The sequence below is a fragment of the Streptomyces similanensis genome, assembly GCF_039543625.1.
Classification (GTDB): domain Bacteria; phylum Actinomycetota; class Actinomycetes; order Streptomycetales; family Streptomycetaceae; genus Streptomyces; species Streptomyces similanensis.
Window position 1 is genome coordinate 110066 of the sequence record NZ_BAABKC010000087.1, and the last position, 16586, is coordinate 126651.

Consider the following 16586-nt stretch of genomic DNA (forward strand, 5'->3'; position numbering starts at 1 on the left):
GCGCGCCTACTCGTCCCAGTAGCCCGGATCGGCCGGCCCCCACCCCTGGCCCGGAGCGGTGACGTCGTCGTAGGACGTGCCGTACCCGCACGCCGTGTAAGCCTCCACGTACGACTGCGACTCCGATGACGGGTCGTCCACGCCGGCGTTGCGGAGACGGGACAGCGCGCACCGTTCCATCGCCGCGTCATACGCTGGGCCGCTGGCCGGATGCTCGTCCGACTTCCCTTCCCCGCCGCTGCTTCCGCAGCCCGCCGCGAAGAACAGCAACCCCACCGTCGCCACCGCCACGGCCTGTCTCACTCTCATCGTCGCCCCCCACGGGCTTCGCAGCTCTCACGTGGGGCGCACAGTACGGCAGCGGCCAGGACGCGACACAAGCCGGCCGCCTCCGCACAGTGCCCGGCATGGCTACGAACACCACGCTCAAGAAGGCCGCGCCCGACGCGGACACCACCGCCGCCGAGGCCACCGAGGCCGCCGAGTCCGCCCGCCGCATCCCGGCGGTCGTCGGCCCGCCCCTCGGCGTGGGCGACGACCCGGTCTCGATCACCTTGTCGCACCACCTGCGGATCGACGGGGCCGACTACGTCCCCGGCGCCCAGGTCAAGGTGTCCCCGGACTACGCCCGCCGCCTGCGCGCGCAGGGCTTCATCGCCCGCACCTGATGGCCGAGCTGGAACTCGCCGACGCCGATCCGGTATCCGTGCTCTTGGCGTGGCTTCAGCAGAGCGCCGAGGTCACCGACGCCCTCGGCGGCCCCGGCCGCGTCTCCGGGGTCGCCGAGGCGCCGTGGCCGCATCTCATCGTCGGCCACGGCCCCGGCGGGGACCTGCGGAGCCTGAACTGGGCGGTCGAGCCGGAAGTCACCCTCGAGCTACGCGGAGACCCGGGCGGCTGGCCCGGGCCGGCCGAGCTGCGGCGGATCCTGCTGCGCTGCGCGAAGGTCGCGAAGGAGGTGGTGGAGTCGCCGCACGTGCCCGGCCGGCCCGTCATCAGCGGGGTCAAGCCGTCCGGCCTCCTGATCTCATCCCCCCTGGTCGACGGACAGCCGCGGTGGTTGTTGAACCTCGCCGTGACCATCCATCCGTGACGACGCGACGTTAACTCTCCCCGCTCTCCAAGGTGTCCGCGCCCTGTGCACCGGACACCTTGGAGAACCCCGTCATGGCAAGCGAGAGCACCAACAACAACGAGATCGTCATCCCGTCGATCACACGTATCTACCTGGCCCCCGTCGGCACGGTCGCGCCGGCCGACGCCACGTCGGCGTTGGACCCGGCCCTGCGGAGCGTCGGCCTCACCACCGAGGACAGCTTGAAGTTCAACTCGGAACCGAACTTCGAGCAGGTCAAATCCGCACAGTCCTCCTACCCGACCCGCACGTTCCAGACGTCGGACGCGGCGACGGTGGAGGTCGACCTCCAGCAGTGGTCCGGCGTCAACTTCCAGGCCGTCTACGGCGGAGGCACCATCTCCGAGATCACCGTGACGGGCCAGACCGGCGTCAAGCACTACAAGTTCACCCCGCCCCGCATCGGCTCCCGCACCGAAGTGATGGCCGTCATAGAGGTCATCGACGGAGGCAAGCACTACCGGTACGTCATCCCCCGCTGCATGCAGATGGAAGGCGTCTCCAAGGACCTTGCGAAGACGAAGGAGGCCGTTCTGCCGCTGCGCCTGGCGGTGCAGGGCGGCGACGACCTGGACGCCTGGTACGTGCTCACCGACGACCCGGCGTTCAAGCTCGCGGCGTGACCCCTCAGCGGCAGCGCGCGACACAAGCCTGACCGGCTTGCCACTGTCCGCGCGCTGCCGCACACCCGGCAACCCAGCTCCACACACGAGAGGTCACACCATGTCGTTCGTCATCGACCTGGACGCCGAGCGCCGCGAGGTTCAGTACCCCAGCGGCATCCCCGTCAAGTTGCGCGGTGAACAGTTCATCTTCCCGGCCGAGCTGCCGATGGACACCTTCGACCCGCTGCTGTCGGAGGACCTCAACCTGTTCGGCGTGCTCAGCGAGGCGCTGGAGGCGACGGAGGGCGACGTCGACACCGGGACGCTCGTCATGTTGGTCCTCCGCCGCAACGCCCGCCTGCCGAAGGCGTTCCTCGACGCGTTCCGGCAGGTGTACGCGCTCCTCCTCGGCGACCAGCACGAGTCCTTCGCCCGGTGCCGGCCGTCGATCGGCGACTACGTCCGCCTCACCACCGCTCTGGCCAAGGTCTACGGGGTGGACCTGGGAAAGCTCTTTCGGTCGGCCGACTCCTCCGAGAGCGCTTCGGAGACGTCGAGTCCGACCTCTCCCGCTACCACAGACTCGACGCCCGCGCCGTCTGGCTCCGCCCCGGACAGCCCGGATTCATCGGCGTCCGCCGGCTGATCTCCCTCCTCGACCGTCTGCCCGACACCTCCAGCGTCCGCTCCGGCCCCGTCGACGGCTGGAACCGGTATCTGGAGCTGCTCGCGCTGATCGTCGAGGAGATCGGGCTCCTCGCCGCCGAACGGCGGCGCGACGAGCCGACCGTCATCGTCCGCCCGACGCGCTCCACCACCGCACGCAGCCGCCGCTCCGCCCCCTCCAGGCCAGCGCCGCCGCCCGCTCCGGAGCCGCCGGCGCCCCGCATGACCGGCCACAAGCAGATGCTCATGGCGGCCATGCAGAGAGGAATGATCCGAAGTGGGTGAGGGCCTCCAGGCCGGCCGCCTCGATGTGCCGGTCGTCGCCGACCTGGCCGGCTTCGCGGAGAAACTCCGCACGCAGGTCGAGGCGGCCGCCGAAGGCCTCGCCGCCAAGATCAAGGTCAAGATCGACGACAAGGGCCTGCGGAAGAAGCTGAAGAAGGCCGTCGAGGAGGCATCCAAGGGCGTCACCGCGACCGTCCGCGTCAAGGTCGACGAGAACCGATTCCGCCAGGAACTCGACAACATCCGCCGCCAGCTCGGCGACGCCGACTTCAACGTGCCGGTGCGCCCGAACGGCGACGGCGACGGCTCCAACAGCGGCGGCCTCCGCGACCGCCTGCGCCGGCTGATCAACGGCGCGCAGCGCGACGCCGACCGCAACCCGGTCAACGTCCCGGTGCGGATGAAGACGCCGGGGCGCGGCCGCGGCAGCCTGCGCATGCTGGGCATCGGCTCGCTCATCTCCTTGGCCGAGCCGGCCGTCGCACTGATCACCCAGTACGGCGCGGGTCTGACCGCGCTCGTCTCCTCGGCCGCCCCGGCGGTCGGCGTTCTGGGCGCGATACCCGGGCTGATCTCCGCAGCGGGCACCGCGGCGATCGGCACGAAGATCGCCTTCTCCGGATTCTCCGACGCGCTCAAGGAGTCGCTGAAGGTCCAGCAGGAGCACGCCGCCGGCACGAAGGTGACCAAGGCCGAGCAGCAGAAGCTCGACCAGGCCATGGGCAACGTGTCGAAGTCGACACGGAAGACCGTCCTGGAGGTGACGTCACTCTCAGGTGCCTGGTCCAAGGTCAAGAAGTCCATCAGCGAGCGGTTCTTCACCAACGTCGCGGGGGACGTCAAGCCCCTCGCGAAGTCGGTCCTCCCCCTCCTGGAGAAGACGCTCGGCGGCACCGCGGACCAGATGGGCAAACTCGCCGACCGCGGCGCCAAGTACATGAAGACCGGAGTCTTCAAGAAGGACTTCAAGACGATCGCGGCGACCAACTCGAAGGTGGTCGGCAACTTCACCAACGGGCTGGCCAACCTCGGCCACACCGCCGAGGACTTCCTGGTCGCCTCCGGCCCGTTCGCCGAGCGGGTCGGCAAGGCCGGCGAGAACCTCACCCGCTACATGCGGGCCTCCGTGCAGGCGGGACGGGAGACCGGCAGCCTCGCCAGGTTCCTCGACCACGCCGGCGACAAGGCGGCCCAGCTCGGCCGGTCCACCGGCAGCCTCATCAAGGGGCTCGGCGGCGTCGGCCGCGCCGCGATGGACACCGGCGACAACATGCTGAACGGCCTGGAAGGCAGCATGAAGCGCTTTGAGCGCTACGCCAACTCCAAGGCCGGCCAGAAGGCGATGAAGCAGTACTTCTCCGACACCGCGCCCGCCTTCCACGAGGTGAACCTCCTGTTCGGGGACCTCATGCGGGGCCTCGGCAAGACGATGAAGGACGGCGGGGTCACCGACCTCGTCCGGCAGATCCGCCTTCAGCTCATGCCCGCCATCGGCACCTTCTTCAACGCGCTCGGGCACACCGTCGGCCCCGCCGTCCTCAGCGTGCTCTCGAACATCGCCACCGCGATCGCGAACGTGTCCGCCGCCGGCAGCGGCCTCGGCGTACTCCTCGTGGTGTTCAACGGACTGCTGCACACCTTCAACTCGCTGATGCACGTGATACCCGGCGCGAACACCGCCCTGGCCGTGCTCCTGGGAACGCTGCTCGCCCTCAAGGTCATCACCGGCGTGACGGGCATACTCGGCCGGTTCGGCACCTCCGTGAGGACGGCCAGCACATCCGCGCGGACGCTCAGCAACACGCTGCGCGGCACGAGCGCCTCGGGGGCTACGAGCATCGGCGTGTGGAGCCGGATGACCGGCGTCTACGGCCGGGTCTCCCAGCAGGGCAACCGTGTGACAGGCACCCTGCGCGGCATCGCGGCCGCCAACCGTGTGGCCGGCCGCGCCGTGGGCGGCCTGATGTCCACGCTCGGCGGCCCCCTCGGCATCGCCCTGACCGGCATCACGATCGGGCTCGGCCTGTACGCCTCGAAGCAGGAGGCGGCGGCGCGCGCCGCACAGGAGCATGAGGAGCAGGTAGAGAACCTGTCCCGGGCCCTGGCGGACTCCGGCGGGGTGATCGACGCGAACGTACGGGCCGCGGCCGCGACCTACCTCCAGGACGTGAAGCTCGCCGACGGCAAGGGCAAGCTCGTCGACGTCCTGCGGGACGCGAACGTGAGCCTGAAGGACGTCACGGACGCCTACCTGGAGCAGGGCGGCTCCGTCACCGACCTGCAAAAGAAGCTGAACGCGCTCGCCGAGAACACCAAGAGCTACGTCGAGCACGGCCGCGACAACTACGTCTTGGACTACAGCGACCAGGGCAAGAAGTACAAGGCCGCCGCTGACGCCCTCGGGAAGATGAACGGCACGCTCCAGGAGACGAAGAAGCGGCAGCAGGACCTCGCGGACGCCACCAACGGCGGCGCCGCCGGCGGGCAGACGGCGTTCCAGCGGCTCCAGACGGCCGTGGACGGCTTCACCGACAAGACGAAGTCGGCGAGCGACCGGACGGAGGCGCTGAAGCAGGCGCTGGACGCCCTCAACGGCAACACCCAGAGCTTCCACGACGCCGAGACGCAGCTCAACTCCGTGATGCTCCAGGTCGATGACGCGATGAAGGCCAACATCGACCACGCGGACGGCTGGGGCAAGGCCCTCATCGGCTCCGACAAGCTCGTCAACACCAGCACGAAGAACGGCCAGCAGCTCGACCAGCAGATGCAAGACCTGCGCACCAGCATGCTCGGCGTCGTCACGAGCGCGAAGGAGGCCGGCGAACAGGGCCTGATGCCCATGTCGACGGCGATGGCCAAGGGCAAGACGGCGATGGAGAACGCCCGCAAGAAGGCCTTGGAACTCGCCCGGGACATGGGCATCCCGAAGGCTCAGGCGAAGGCCCTGGTCGACCAGATGGGGTTCATACCGAGCACCATCGAGACCCTGGTCACCACCGACGGCGTGTCCGACTCCATGGCCGAGATCATGGCCCTGCGCGGGAAGCTCGAGGACCTCAAGCCCGGCCAGTCGATCCACGTGGAAGCGCCCAAGGCCGCGGAGACCACGGAGCAGCTCCAGGACCTCGGGTTCACCGTGCAGCGCATCCCCGGCAAGCACGAGGTGGTGATCACGGCCCCGACGACGAAGGGCGTCCGGCTGGACCTCGCGGCCCTGTCCGCGGACATCGCCGCCGCTCCGGACAAGAAGAACGTCACGGTCCAGGCGATCATCGACAAGGCTGTCGCGGACCTGGGCAGGGTGCAGGACAAGATCGCGTCGACCAAGGGCAAGAGCGTCACCATGTCGGCCCTGACCGCGACCGCCGAGCAGGCGCTGAGGACCCTGGGGTTCAAGGTCGAAAGCGTGCCGGGCGTCAACGGCGCCAAGCAGGTGGTGATCACCGCCCCGACCGGCCCGGTGCTCGGCAACGTCGGCACCATCCAGGGCGCCATCAACGGCATCTCCGGAAAGACGGTCTACGTGTCCGTCGCCGCCCGCTTCGGCGACGGCTTCAACAGCGACGGCTCCGTGCACGTCTCCGGCATGGGCGCCTGGGCGAACGGCGGCATCCTCAAGTTCGCCAACGGTGGTATCCACCGCGCCGCCAGCCGGATCAAGGCCTTCGCCAACGGCGCCGAGAGACACATCGCGCAGATCGCGCGGCCCGGCGAGATGCGGCTGTGGGCGGAGCGCGAGACCGGCGGCGAGGCGTACATCCCGCTGGCGCCCGGCAAACGCAAGCGGTCGGAGCAGATCCTCGAGCGGGTCGCCCAGATGTTCGGCGGCAGGGTCGTCTACTTCGCCCAGGGGGCCATGCGGCAGTACGCCTCCGGTGCCGTACGCACCAGCAGCTCGGCGAGCGGCGTCCGGACCCGCACGGCCGCCGCGCAGGCCGTCCCGGCGCTCGTGGGCGGCGACCTGAATCTGACCATGGCCGGCAAGCCGATGAGCCCGAGCGAGGCTCTGGGCGATGCCCTGTTCGAGCTGCGCCGTATGCGGCTGGGAGGTAGTACCCCATGACGGACTGGCGTGATGGCGAGTGGCGTCTGGGCTACTCGGCAACCAGCATTCACCCCGGAGCGGACCTGCTGTTCGGCCGCGAGGACTCGGGCATCTACTGCCTGAACGAACCCTCCGTCGCCTTCAGCGACGGGGACGTGGCCGATGCGGAGCTGCCCGGCGAGGACGGGGTCCGGATGGGCCGCGACTACCAGCGGAGCATGACGGTCACCTTCGATCTGGGCGTGGACGGCGTGGACCGGCCCGTCGACCGGCACGGCGACATGCGGCCCTGGGCGGGCGGCTTCAAGATCGGCGAGTGGCGCACCCTCTACCCGGTGCCTGGGATGCCGGCCAAGCGGCCGACGGGGGATCCGTACCAGTGGGGGTCGGACGGCGTGGACCTGTTGCGGCAGGCGTGGCGGGCCGACGCCGTGCGCGGGCGGGCCGGCGGTGTGGCGTGGCTGCGCCGCATGAGCGCGGGCCGGGCCCGGATGGTGTACGGGCGGCCGCGGAAGTTCGCGGTGGGCAAGAGCGACCTGACCCGGCAGGGCTACACCCCGGTCGTGGCCGAGTTCGTGGCGATCGACGACCGGTTCTATGACGACACCGAGTCGAGTGAGGAGCTGTACGACCGGGTATATCAGAAGCCGCAGCCCCGCCCCGGCCGGCCCGCCGTCGGCCGGTTCGAGTCGAAGAAGACCGCGAAGATCGCGCAGAAGGGCCGGGTGGCCACGCACCCGTACCTGAAGATCCACGGACCGTGCAAGAACCCGAAGGTGACCTTCGCCGGGCTGTGGGCGGTGCAGCTGTCCATGGAGATCAAGGGCGGCGAGTACGTGCAGATCGACCCCAGGCCGTGGGCGCGGTCGGTCATGCACTACAAGGGCTCGTCGTCGAGCTCCGTGGCGGACAGGCTGACCCGGTCCAGTCCCCGCCTGGCGGAGATGCTCATCCCTCCGGGGTCCTGGACGGCGAGCCTGTCCGCCTCGTCCCCGTCCGGGCCGACGATCGGCGGGCCGCTCGTGGAGATCATCTGGCGCAACGCCTTCGCTTGGTGGTGAGCGGGCGACGGTAGCCGCGGCCGCTGGCCATCCTCTCCTCTCCCGTACGGAGAAGGAGCTGATCATGGCGTGGGACGGAATCCCCTGGTTCGTCGAGGGCACCACCGCGAGCGAGGAGACGCTGCGGCTGATCGTGGACGCCGCTGTGGGCGGCGGGGAGGGAGTCATCGGTCCGGCCGACCTCCTGGTGACCGCGTTGGACGTGCCGGGGGCGGCGGTTCAGGTGGGGCCCGGGGCGATGGTCGCGAAACGGCGAGGCGCGCTGGGTGGCGGCAGCCAGTCCTACGCGGCGCGGATGCCCACCCCGCAGCAGGAGGACGTGGCGCCGACCACCGTGGAGGGGCCGCGGTCCGACCTGGTCATCGCGCGGATCGAGGACCCCTACGGCGGGGAGACGTGGCCGGAGCCGGAGGACCCGGCCGTCGGCCCGTACGTGTGGACGCGGATCATCTCCGACGTGCCGGCCGGGACGACGAGCATCCGCGAGATCGCCCCGGACTCGACTGCCGTCACCCTGGCCCGGATCGACCTGCCGGCCGGCACGAGCACGGTCACCGCCGCCATGGTCACCGACCTGCGGCAGATCGCGCGGCCCCGGTCGCACACGAGCCGCCGGTACCTGCCCGGCTGGTCGGCGCCGGACGACGTCGGCCCGGTCACCGACGAGTGGGAGGTCTTCCCCATCGGTGCCACGTGGACGGACAAGGTGCCGGACTGGGCGACGCACGTGACGCTCCACGCGCACATCACCGGCCTGCTCCACCCGGACACTGCGGAGGCGCGGGGCACGCTGCGCGTGTCGGTCGGGGAGCAGCATGGGGCCACCATGCCGTACGGGGCCACGCAGCCGGGCCGGCTGGCCGTGCAGGCCGGGCACACCTTCCTCCTCGCCCCCGAGGACCGCGGGCAGATGCGGGACTTCAGCGTGGAAGGCATCGGCGCGGCCGGCTTCACCGGTGTGCTGCGCGCGGACGCTGCGACCGTGCTGGCCCTTGAGGTGACGTACTCGCAGGAAGCGGTGGCCGCCTGATGAGCTGGCGGTACATCGCCATGCGGACGGTCAGCCGCGACTTTCTCGACTGGGACGTTCCGTTCACCGCGGACAGTCCGCCCCTGCGGGAGCTGAGCGGGCCGGGGCAGATGACGGGCACGATCGAGCCGGAGTACCTGCGGCTGATGGCCAAGCCGGACGGGCTGCCGATCCTGGCGGAGTGGGGGACGTCCCTGTTCGCCGAGTTCGAGGGCCGCATCCGGTGGGGCGGCATCATCACCGATCTGTCGTACGAGGATCAGGCGATGAAGGTGACGTGCGCCGGCTACTCCTCCTACCCGTCCGGTATGCCGTACCTCGGCTCGGGAATCCAGTCGGGCAAGAAAATGCCGAAGAAATGGGCTTATGACGGGAAGGACAAAAACCACGACGGGTATATCGACGGGTCGAAACCGAAGAAGAAAATGCCGAAGAAGCCGGCCGACCCGATCAGTGCCCGCTGGGACGCGTTCGACGCCGTCCGGCACATCTGGAGTCACCTCCAGTCCTTCACGTACGGCAACCTCGGCCTGACCCTGGACGGCCACGACTCCGGGTACAAGCTGGGCGCTTCCAACGGCGAGGACCCGTGGGAGCTGCTGTGGTGGGACAACCCGGACTGCGGCGAGACCATCACCAGCATTCTGGACCTGGCGAAAGCGGACTACCTCGAACGGCACTCCTGGGACGGCACCAAGGAGAAGATTCTCCACCACATCGACTTCGGCACCCGCAGGCTCGGAAAAGCCCGCACAGACCTCCGTTTCGCGCAGGGCGAGAACATCATCGAGATCGCCAAGCCCAGCGGCCAGGGCGAACTGTTCGCGAACGACGTGTACGTGCTGGGCAAGGGGTCGGGCGCCAAGACGGCGCGGGCCCGGTCCGTGGCCTACGACAAGCGGGTCCGCCGCGCCCGGATGATCACCCGTAAGGACACCGCGAACCTCGCCACGCTCACCGGCTACGGCAACAAGGAGCGGGCCAAGCACACCGAGCAGCTCACCATCCCCGCGATCGCGATCCGGCACCATCCGAACGCGCCGCTCGGCTCGTGGAATCTCGGCGACCGCATCCTCGTCCAGGTCGAGGTGCCGTGGGTCGGCGAACTCGCCATCTGGCACCGCGTCGTCTCCGAGGAGACCGACCCGGCCGCCGGCACCGCGGTACTGCGCCTCACCCGCCAGGACTTCTACGGCTGACCAGGACGCGACGCTAGGCGCCCGCCCCCTGCACTCTGCCCGCTGCCCCAGCACTCGGCAGAGAACAGGAGGGGTGTGTGGTGTCGTCCTTCCGGCTGGACGAGCAGGAGACGAACCGGCGCTTCGCGGCCTACTTCAAAGGCCTGGAGGACCGCATCAGCGCACTGGAGCGGCCCAACCAGCTCAGCAACGCGTCCATCGAGGGCGGCTCGCTCGACATCTACGACGACGAGGGCACTCTCAAGGGCAGCATCGGCATGCAGCCCGACGGCGGCGTGGCGCTGGTACCCGTCAACACCGACCCGCCCCCGCGGCCGACGCCGCCCCTCGTCGAGCCCAAGCTGGCCGGCCTGACCGTCGGCTGGGACGGCGCCTGGGAGGACGCCGCCGAAGCACCCTCCGACTTCGGGCTCGTCCAGGTCCACGCCGGCACCACCGAGGCGTTCGAGCCCAGCGTCATCACGCAGGTCGGGACGATCACCGCGCCGCTCGGCGGCACCGTCACGGTCGGCACCGAGGGCTACTCCAGCGTGTGGGTGCGCCTGGTCGCGGCGAACACCGCGGCGGTCACCGGGGAGCCGTCCACCGCGGTGGAGGGCAAGCCGCGGCAGGCCGTGGGCGCAGACCTCATCGACGGGATCGTGACCGAGGTCAAGCTCGCCCAGGACGCGGTCACCGAGGCGAAGATCGCGCTCGGCGCGGTCGGCACGACGGCCCTGGCCGACGGCGCGGTCCTGGAGGAGAAACTCGCCAAGGCCGCGGTCACCCTGGGGAAGATCGCGAGCGGAGCGGTCACCCTCAACACTCTCGGCGGGACGCTGTCCGACAGCGCCGCCCAGCGCCTGATCGACTCCATGGCCGACCCCGCGTCGTGGACGGTCACCGAGAAAGGGACCGGCGCCGCCTGGTCCCTCGTCTCGGGCGTCACGGATGCCCAGACGGGCCAGACCGTGGGCCGCGCCCAGGGCTACATCCGCCTTCAGGGCACCACCCCCACCGCCTACGAGCCGGGGACCCTGTACCGGATCAGCGCCCGCGTCCGCCTCACCGGACCGGCCGGGCGCAGCGAGACCTTCTACGTCGGCGCCGTCGGCTTCGGCGCGGACGGGAAGACGCTCGTCAACCGCAACGGCGTGCAGGGCACGGGGAACCAGCACTACTACGTCGCCGCGTCCGCCAAGAGCATCACCACGGCGGACGGCTGGGTCACCGTCGTCGGGTTCCTCCAGGACCGGGCCCCGGCCGGGGTGGCCGGCTCGGCCGGCCCGAACAACGACCCGCGCAGTCCGGGCGTCGTCCACCAGGACACCCGGTACATCGCCCCGTACGTGTGGCTCAACTACAACGGGCTCGGGACGACGTCGACGTCCGTCATGGAGGTCGACACGGTCACCGTCGAGGCGGTGAAGACCGGACAGGTCGACGTCATCAACCTGAACGCCGGATCGGTCACGGCGTTCGCCCTGGCGGCCGGATCGGTCACCGCCGCGGCCGTGGCGGCGGGGTCCATCACCGCCGACAAACTGACCATCGTCGGCAGTCCGAACGTGCTGCCCGACCCGTCGTTCGAGGGCGCGGCGGGCGCGGCCGTCGCCGCGAAACAGACGTGGCTGTCGATCGACAAGGCGTTCGGCAACGGCTCCCCGGCCAGCCTGAAGCTGGACGCCACATCGGCGGCCGCCGCGGACAGGGCCGCTGACCTCACCGTCGTGCCGATGCTGCCCGCAGACCAGGTCTACATCGCCACCGACTACTACCCCTCCGCCACCTGGACGGGCGCCGGGATCAACCTGCACGTGCAGTGGGAGAAGGCCGACGGCACCGTCCTGAGCAGCAGCACAATCAGCGATCCGGCGATCGTCAAGGGGGCGTGGGGCCGCCTGTCCGGCACCGTCACCGCGCCCGCGAGTACGGCTCAGGCCCGCATCCGGGTCCAGTCCGCCGGCGGCACGGCGGGTTCTGTGTGGTGGGACAACGCGGCGGTGCGCCCGGTCGTGCCTGGGGTGCAGATCGCGGACGGCGCGATCACCACCCCGAAGCTGTTCGCCGGCGCGGTCACCACGGACAAGCTGGTCGCCTTGTCCGTGACGGCGGAGAAGGTCGCCGCGCTCGCCATCACCACGGACAAGCTCGCCGCCTTGGCCGTGACCGCGGACAAGCTGGCGGTGAACTCGGTGACCGCCACGGCGATCGCGGCCGGCTCGATCGACTCCACCCACATCAAGGCCGGCTCGATCGCCGCGGACCGCCTGGCGCTGGGCACCGACGGCAACGTGATCGCCGACCCCTCCTTCGAGGGCGCCATCTCCGACGCCCGCGTCGCCGCGGACACGAACTGGGCGATCGTCAGCCCCGGCAACGGCACCGCGCGCGCCCTGAAGGTGAGCACGGTCAGCGGCACGCCGACGAACCGCGTCCTCATCCTGGCCACGCTGCCCGCGCAGCCCGGTCAGAAGGTGTGGCTCACGTTCGACTACCTCGCCTCCACCGACTGGGCGGGAAGCAGCCTCGGCCTGTATGGGCAGTGGTTCGACGCCGCCGGCACGCTCCTCGGGTACAGCTCGGTGACCGTGGCGGGCGCCGCGGCCGCCCGCGGCGCGTGGAGCACGCTCAGCGCCGTCCCCGATCAGGCCGCCCCCAGAGGCGCGGTGCAGCTCCGCATCGTGTGCGGGGTCGTGGGCGGCACCGCGGGCACCGTGCAGTTCGACAACACGGCCTGCCGCATCGTGCTGGCCTCCGGGGTAGCAGGCGCCCGCGCGGAGGTGTCCCCGCAGGGTTTGCAGCTGTACGACGAGTCGGGGCAGGAAGCCGTCGCCCTGGTCACCGGCCGCCCCCAGTACCTGACCCTGCGCACCGCCGGCGTCCCCGTGGCGACGATCGACCAGAACGGCAACGCCGGCTTCCAGCAGGTCGCGGCCAACACACTGTCGGTCGGCGGCACGGACGTGCAGCAGCTCCTCGACATGCAGCCGCGCGGCATCCTCGCCATCGACTACCAGACGTCGTCGCGCACCTCGTCTGGCGCGGAAGTCGGCTTCGTGGAGCTGGGCTGCACCCTGGACGAGACCCGCATGTACCGCTTCGTGTTCTGCGCCCGCGTCAACCCCTCGGCGGCGGGCGGAGAGCTGCGCGTGTACCTGCGCGGCGGGATCCCGGCGACCCCGGCCCTCACCAGCACGCAGCGGTACCTGCACGTCTACCCGTTCGGGTCGGGCAACTCCGGCACGGTCCGGCTCGAACACATCTCCAGCGGCAAGGTGTTCGGCTCCGGCATGCGCCGGTTTTTGGTCTCCTTCATGTGCGCGACCGGCCCGTCCGGACAGACGTGCCAGCTCTACGGCGCGAACGACTACCCGGGCTACTTCTACATCGAGGACATCGGCCCCTACATCCCGGAAACCGGCGGGTACAGCGACGGCGGAGGCTCCGGCGGAACGATCACCAGGTGGACCAAGATGTACCCGTGCACCTGGTCCGGCACCTACCAGAACCGGGGCAGCCTCACCAGCTCGCTCGGCGTCCAGTGCTACCAGGGCGGATCCGCTCTGGCCGCGTCCATGGTCGGCTTCTCCCCGTCGCTCGCCTCGGACCTCGCCGGCGCGACGATGCTCAAGGCCGAGCTGTACCTGTTCTACGACTCGTGGCAGGCGAACACGGGCGGCACCGCAGTGATCAGGGCGCACCGGCAGACCAACCAGCCGGCCGCGTTCTCCGCCGATACGGCCTCCGTCACCGCGCCGTTCGCCCGCAACGAAGGCAAGCTCGTCGACATCACGCCGATCTTCGACCCGGCGACCACACGGGGCGTCGCCCTGGACCCCAACAGCGTCCTTGACGCCTACTCCGGCCGCGCCCGCGGCCAGGGCCAGACCAACGCCCCCCTGCTCCGCATCAGCTACACCAAGTGAGGAGACACCGACGTGCCCGCTCTACCGATAGCCCTGGCCGATCTGTGCGACCTGGCGTGCGAGGCGTCTTTACTCCCTCGCGTCCGCATGGCCATCGCGATGGTTGCGCAAGAGGTGTTCATGGAGGACCCGACGACGCCCGGCTATCCGCTGCGCTGGAATCTGGCGAAGACGGTCCTCAGCCCGACGGCGGACCAGGCCGCGACCATGATGGTGGGCCTGGTCGCGTCCCCGCCGCTCCTCGCGGCCGCCGCAGCCACCGGGGCCACCGACTCCATGGCCATGGCCGCAGGGATCAGCGACGAGCAGATCCTCAGCGGGGTCCGCCTCGGCTGGAACGCCGTGTCCGGGGTCAGCCCGTCATCGAGCAGCCCACAGTTGGCGAAGCAGGCGACGTAAGCGGTCGTCGTGGTGCAGCGTGCGGAACTGCGGGGAGCCGCGGGCCCCTTGGGGCCCCGGCTCCCGCGCACCCCACCCGACGACTGATGACCGAGGAGGCGCCCCGTGGAGTGGCTCACCTCTCTGGCGCCTGTCCTCACTCCCCTCTTCGGCATGATCAGCGTGCTCGGCGGGGGCTGGATGATGTACCGCCAGAACCAGCGCAAGAACGACACGGACGCGGCGACGGCGGAGGCCACCACGTTCGTCACCTCCGTGCAGACCGTGACGAGCGGCTTCACCGCCCTGCTGGAGCAGCAGCGCGAGACGAACGCGAAGACCCTGGAGCGGGTCACCACGCTGGAGAACCGCGTCGAGCGCCTGGAGGAGGAACAGCGGCAGTGGCGCCGCTGGAAGGCCGCAGCCGTCGACTACATCCACCAGCTCCGCGCCCTGCTCGCCGGGATCTACGAGCGTCCCGCGCCCGCCCCGCCGCGGGAGATCGCCGAGGACCTGGCCGACGGCCCCGGCGCCTGAACCCCAGGACGCGACGCAAGACGCCGGCAGCGCGCACAGTCCGCCTCGTCACACCACCTCGAACGAAGGGCACCACCAGTCATGTCTGCAACGCTCGAATCCCTGTCGACCGGCGTCCAGGTCGGCACGCTGCTGCCGCTGCTCACCGCCGTGGTGCAGCGGCCCGCCTGGTCGGCGAAGTACAAGAAGGTCGTCGCGGTCGTCATCGCGCTGTTCGCCGGCACCTGCGCCGTGGCGGCGGACGGCGGCTGGGACCAGTTCCAGCACGGCAAGCTCACGGCCGCGACCTTCCTCGGCGTCCTGGCGGCCTCCCAGACGACCTACGACCTCTTGTGGAAGCCGACCAAGCTCGCGCCGTGGATCGAGGCCCTCACCACCAGGAAGACGCCTCAGCAGGCCGGATAAGGCCCGCGGGGCCCGTCGGCTGTCCGCCGGCGGGTACCATCAGCAGCGAGGTGGCCGTACGGCTGCCGTGAAGAAGACGTCTGAGACTTCGGTCAGGTCGTGGGCTTCAAGACAACCCCTCTGGCGACAGGGGTGGGTGTTCCTCTGGCCTGTGGCGGCCTGGCCACTACGGAGTCGAGTCACCGGGTGCGTGTAGAGCACTCGGGGCCGGGGAGTGGTTGCTCCTGCGATGATCCGGCACACGTCCCTTTGCGGCCGCGCAGCGCGGTCACCTCGCTGCTGTTCCAGCACCAGGCATGAGCCACCGGCCCGAGAGCACGGGCCACACACGAAGCGGAGGAGCACGTGGCCGATCAGCGGGTCGCCAACGAGATCCAGCGTCTGTCCAAGATGCGCGAGGACGCGTTCCTGAACACGGTCGTCGGCTACGTCATGGGTCACACCGACGACCGCGCGCCGCGGAGCGTCCAAGGCCCGGCCCTGGCTCATCCCCGGCTCGCCTCGCGCACCCTTGACACGCTCGAGCTGGCCGTCCACCGGGCGCGGTTCTTCCACCCCCGCCGGGAGGACGAGACCAAGCGGGAGCAGCAGGCCCGCATCGCCCCCTGGAAGGCGAGGATCCAGGCGTCGATGGCGCCGCTCCAGGACGTCGTCGAGGACCTGGCCCACGAGCACGCGAAGGCCCTGGCCGCCCTCCGCGACGACGAGTTCACCGACCGGTGGGCGGCGTTCATCCGCGATGAGCCGGCCCCGACGCCCCGGGTGTCCCGGCGGGTCGAGGCCCTCGCCTTCCGCTCACCGAGAGTAGCCGCAAGGGCAGAGCGGGTCTGCCGGCTGATGTTCGAGGAACCGGCCCGGTTCCTGCCTGAAGCCGCGCAGGGCGAGAGCCGGAAGGCGCGCGACCAGCGCGTCGACGACTTCCGCCGGCGGGTGGCGTCCGAGTCCCGGTTCCTGCGCTACGCCATCCAGTACGCGGAGGCGCGCCACGGCCGGATGCCGAGCGAGCCGAACGTCCGGCTCCAGGCGCTGAAGCTGCTGGGCGAGGCCCACCCCAAGGAACTGTCCCGGCTCCTGCGCCAGGTCCGCGGCGAGGACCGCGCGGCGAAGCAGGCGGCGCGCCGGGAGAGCCGGGACGTCAGGCGCGCCGCGCGGACCGGCGCGCGGTAGGGCGCGCGCTCCACCGGATCGGTTGCCACTGAGGGCGCGCCCGAGGGCGCGCCCTTCGTCGTGTCCGGGCGCGCGCGCCAAGGCGCGGCGGGGAGCGGCGCGGCCCTCGGCGCAGGGCAGGCCAGCGGCGCGCGCCCGGTCGTCTTGCCGCGCGGCGGGGGC

At 70.6% G+C, this 16586-nt stretch carries 14 protein-coding genes; 13 read left to right on the forward strand and 1 reads right to left on the reverse strand.

Going from position 1 to position 16586, the window contains the following annotated elements:
- Positions 1–6: 6 nt before the first annotated feature.
- A complete protein-coding gene (locus ABEB07_RS28145; RefSeq protein WP_345670915.1) occupies positions 7–309 on the reverse strand; it encodes a hypothetical protein in 303 nt (100 codons plus the stop codon).
- A 98-nt stretch (positions 310–407) separates the two neighbouring features.
- On the opposite strand from ABEB07_RS28145, the gene ABEB07_RS28150 reads away from it, so the two are divergent.
- From ABEB07_RS28150 to ABEB07_RS28210, 13 genes are all read left to right on the forward strand, one after another.
- A complete protein-coding gene (locus ABEB07_RS28150) occupies positions 408–668 on the forward strand; it encodes a hypothetical protein (RefSeq protein WP_345670916.1) in 261 nt (86 codons plus the stop codon).
- A complete protein-coding gene (locus ABEB07_RS28155; protein WP_345670917.1) occupies positions 668–1093 on the forward strand; it encodes a hypothetical protein in 426 nt (141 codons plus the stop codon). Before ABEB07_RS28150 ends, ABEB07_RS28155 begins: the two co-directional genes overlap by 1 nt.
- Positions 1094–1167: 74 nt before the next feature.
- Positions 1168–1758 carry a phage tail tube protein gene (locus tag ABEB07_RS28160; protein WP_345670918.1) on the forward strand — a complete coding sequence of 197 codons (591 nt, stop codon included), beginning with the start codon at positions 1168–1170 and terminating at the stop codon, positions 1756–1758.
- A gap of 100 nt (positions 1759–1858) precedes the next feature.
- The gene (locus ABEB07_RS28165; protein ID WP_345670919.1) at positions 1859–2386 is read left to right on the forward strand and encodes a hypothetical protein; all 528 of its coding nucleotides are present in this window, start codon (positions 1859–1861) and stop codon (positions 2384–2386) included.
- Between the two features lie 297 nt (positions 2387–2683).
- Positions 2684–6757 carry a hypothetical protein gene (locus ABEB07_RS28170; RefSeq protein ID WP_345670920.1) on the forward strand — a complete coding sequence of 1358 codons (4074 nt, stop codon included), beginning with the start codon at positions 2684–2686 and terminating at the stop codon, positions 6755–6757.
- Positions 6754–7800, forward strand: a complete 1047-nt coding sequence (locus tag ABEB07_RS28175) for a hypothetical protein (RefSeq protein WP_345670921.1) — start codon at positions 6754–6756, stop codon at positions 7798–7800. The genes ABEB07_RS28170 and ABEB07_RS28175 overlap by 4 nt, the downstream gene beginning before the upstream one ends.
- A gap of 64 nt (positions 7801–7864) precedes the next feature.
- Positions 7865–8830, forward strand: coding sequence for a hypothetical protein (locus ABEB07_RS28180; RefSeq protein ID WP_345670922.1), 966 nt, complete (start codon positions 7865–7867; stop codon positions 8828–8830).
- Complete coding sequence (locus tag ABEB07_RS28185; RefSeq protein ID WP_345670923.1) at positions 8830–10029, forward strand: hypothetical protein; 1200 nt, start codon at positions 8830–8832, stop codon at positions 10027–10029. Before ABEB07_RS28180 ends, ABEB07_RS28185 begins: the two co-directional genes overlap by 1 nt.
- 77 nt (positions 10030–10106) lie before the next feature.
- The gene (locus ABEB07_RS28190; protein WP_345670924.1) at positions 10107–13937 is read left to right on the forward strand and encodes a hypothetical protein; all 3831 of its coding nucleotides are present in this window, start codon (positions 10107–10109) and stop codon (positions 13935–13937) included.
- A gap of 12 nt (positions 13938–13949) precedes the next feature.
- Complete coding sequence (locus tag ABEB07_RS28195; RefSeq protein ID WP_345670925.1) at positions 13950–14336, forward strand: hypothetical protein; 387 nt, start codon at positions 13950–13952, stop codon at positions 14334–14336.
- Between the two features lie 105 nt (positions 14337–14441).
- Positions 14442–14852 carry a hypothetical protein gene (locus ABEB07_RS28200; protein ID WP_345670927.1) on the forward strand — a complete coding sequence of 137 codons (411 nt, stop codon included), beginning with the start codon at positions 14442–14444 and terminating at the stop codon, positions 14850–14852.
- Positions 14853–14933: 81 nt separating this feature from the next.
- On the forward strand, positions 14934–15257 hold the full coding sequence (locus ABEB07_RS28205; RefSeq protein ID WP_345670928.1) for a hypothetical protein: 324 nt from the start codon (positions 14934–14936) through the stop codon (positions 15255–15257).
- A 345-nt stretch (positions 15258–15602) separates the two neighbouring features.
- Positions 15603–16424, forward strand: a complete 822-nt coding sequence (locus tag ABEB07_RS28210) for a hypothetical protein (protein ID WP_345670929.1) — start codon at positions 15603–15605, stop codon at positions 16422–16424.
- The last annotated feature ends 162 nt before the right edge of the window (positions 16425–16586 follow it).

Excerpts from the sequence above, each read along its gene's own strand:
- ABEB07_RS28145 (WP_345670915.1), bottom strand. The coding sequence starts at position 309 with ATGAGAGTGAGACAGGCCGTGGCGGTGGCGACGGTGGGGTTGCTGTTC.
- ABEB07_RS28150 (WP_345670916.1), top strand. The coding sequence starts at position 408 with ATGGCTACGAACACCACGCTCAAGAAGGCCGCGCCCGACGCGGACACC.
- ABEB07_RS28155 (WP_345670917.1), top strand. The coding sequence starts at position 668 with ATGGCCGAGCTGGAACTCGCCGACGCCGATCCGGTATCCGTGCTCTTG.
- ABEB07_RS28160 (WP_345670918.1), top strand. The coding sequence starts at position 1,168 with ATGGCAAGCGAGAGCACCAACAACAACGAGATCGTCATCCCGTCGATC.
- ABEB07_RS28165 (WP_345670919.1), top strand. The coding sequence starts at position 1,859 with ATGTCGTTCGTCATCGACCTGGACGCCGAGCGCCGCGAGGTTCAGTAC.
- ABEB07_RS28175 (WP_345670921.1), top strand. The coding sequence starts at position 6,754 with ATGACGGACTGGCGTGATGGCGAGTGGCGTCTGGGCTACTCGGCAACC.
- ABEB07_RS28180 (WP_345670922.1), top strand. The coding sequence starts at position 7,865 with ATGGCGTGGGACGGAATCCCCTGGTTCGTCGAGGGCACCACCGCGAGC.
- ABEB07_RS28185 (WP_345670923.1), top strand. The coding sequence starts at position 8,830 with ATGAGCTGGCGGTACATCGCCATGCGGACGGTCAGCCGCGACTTTCTC.
- ABEB07_RS28205 (WP_345670928.1), top strand. The coding sequence starts at position 14,934 with ATGTCTGCAACGCTCGAATCCCTGTCGACCGGCGTCCAGGTCGGCACG.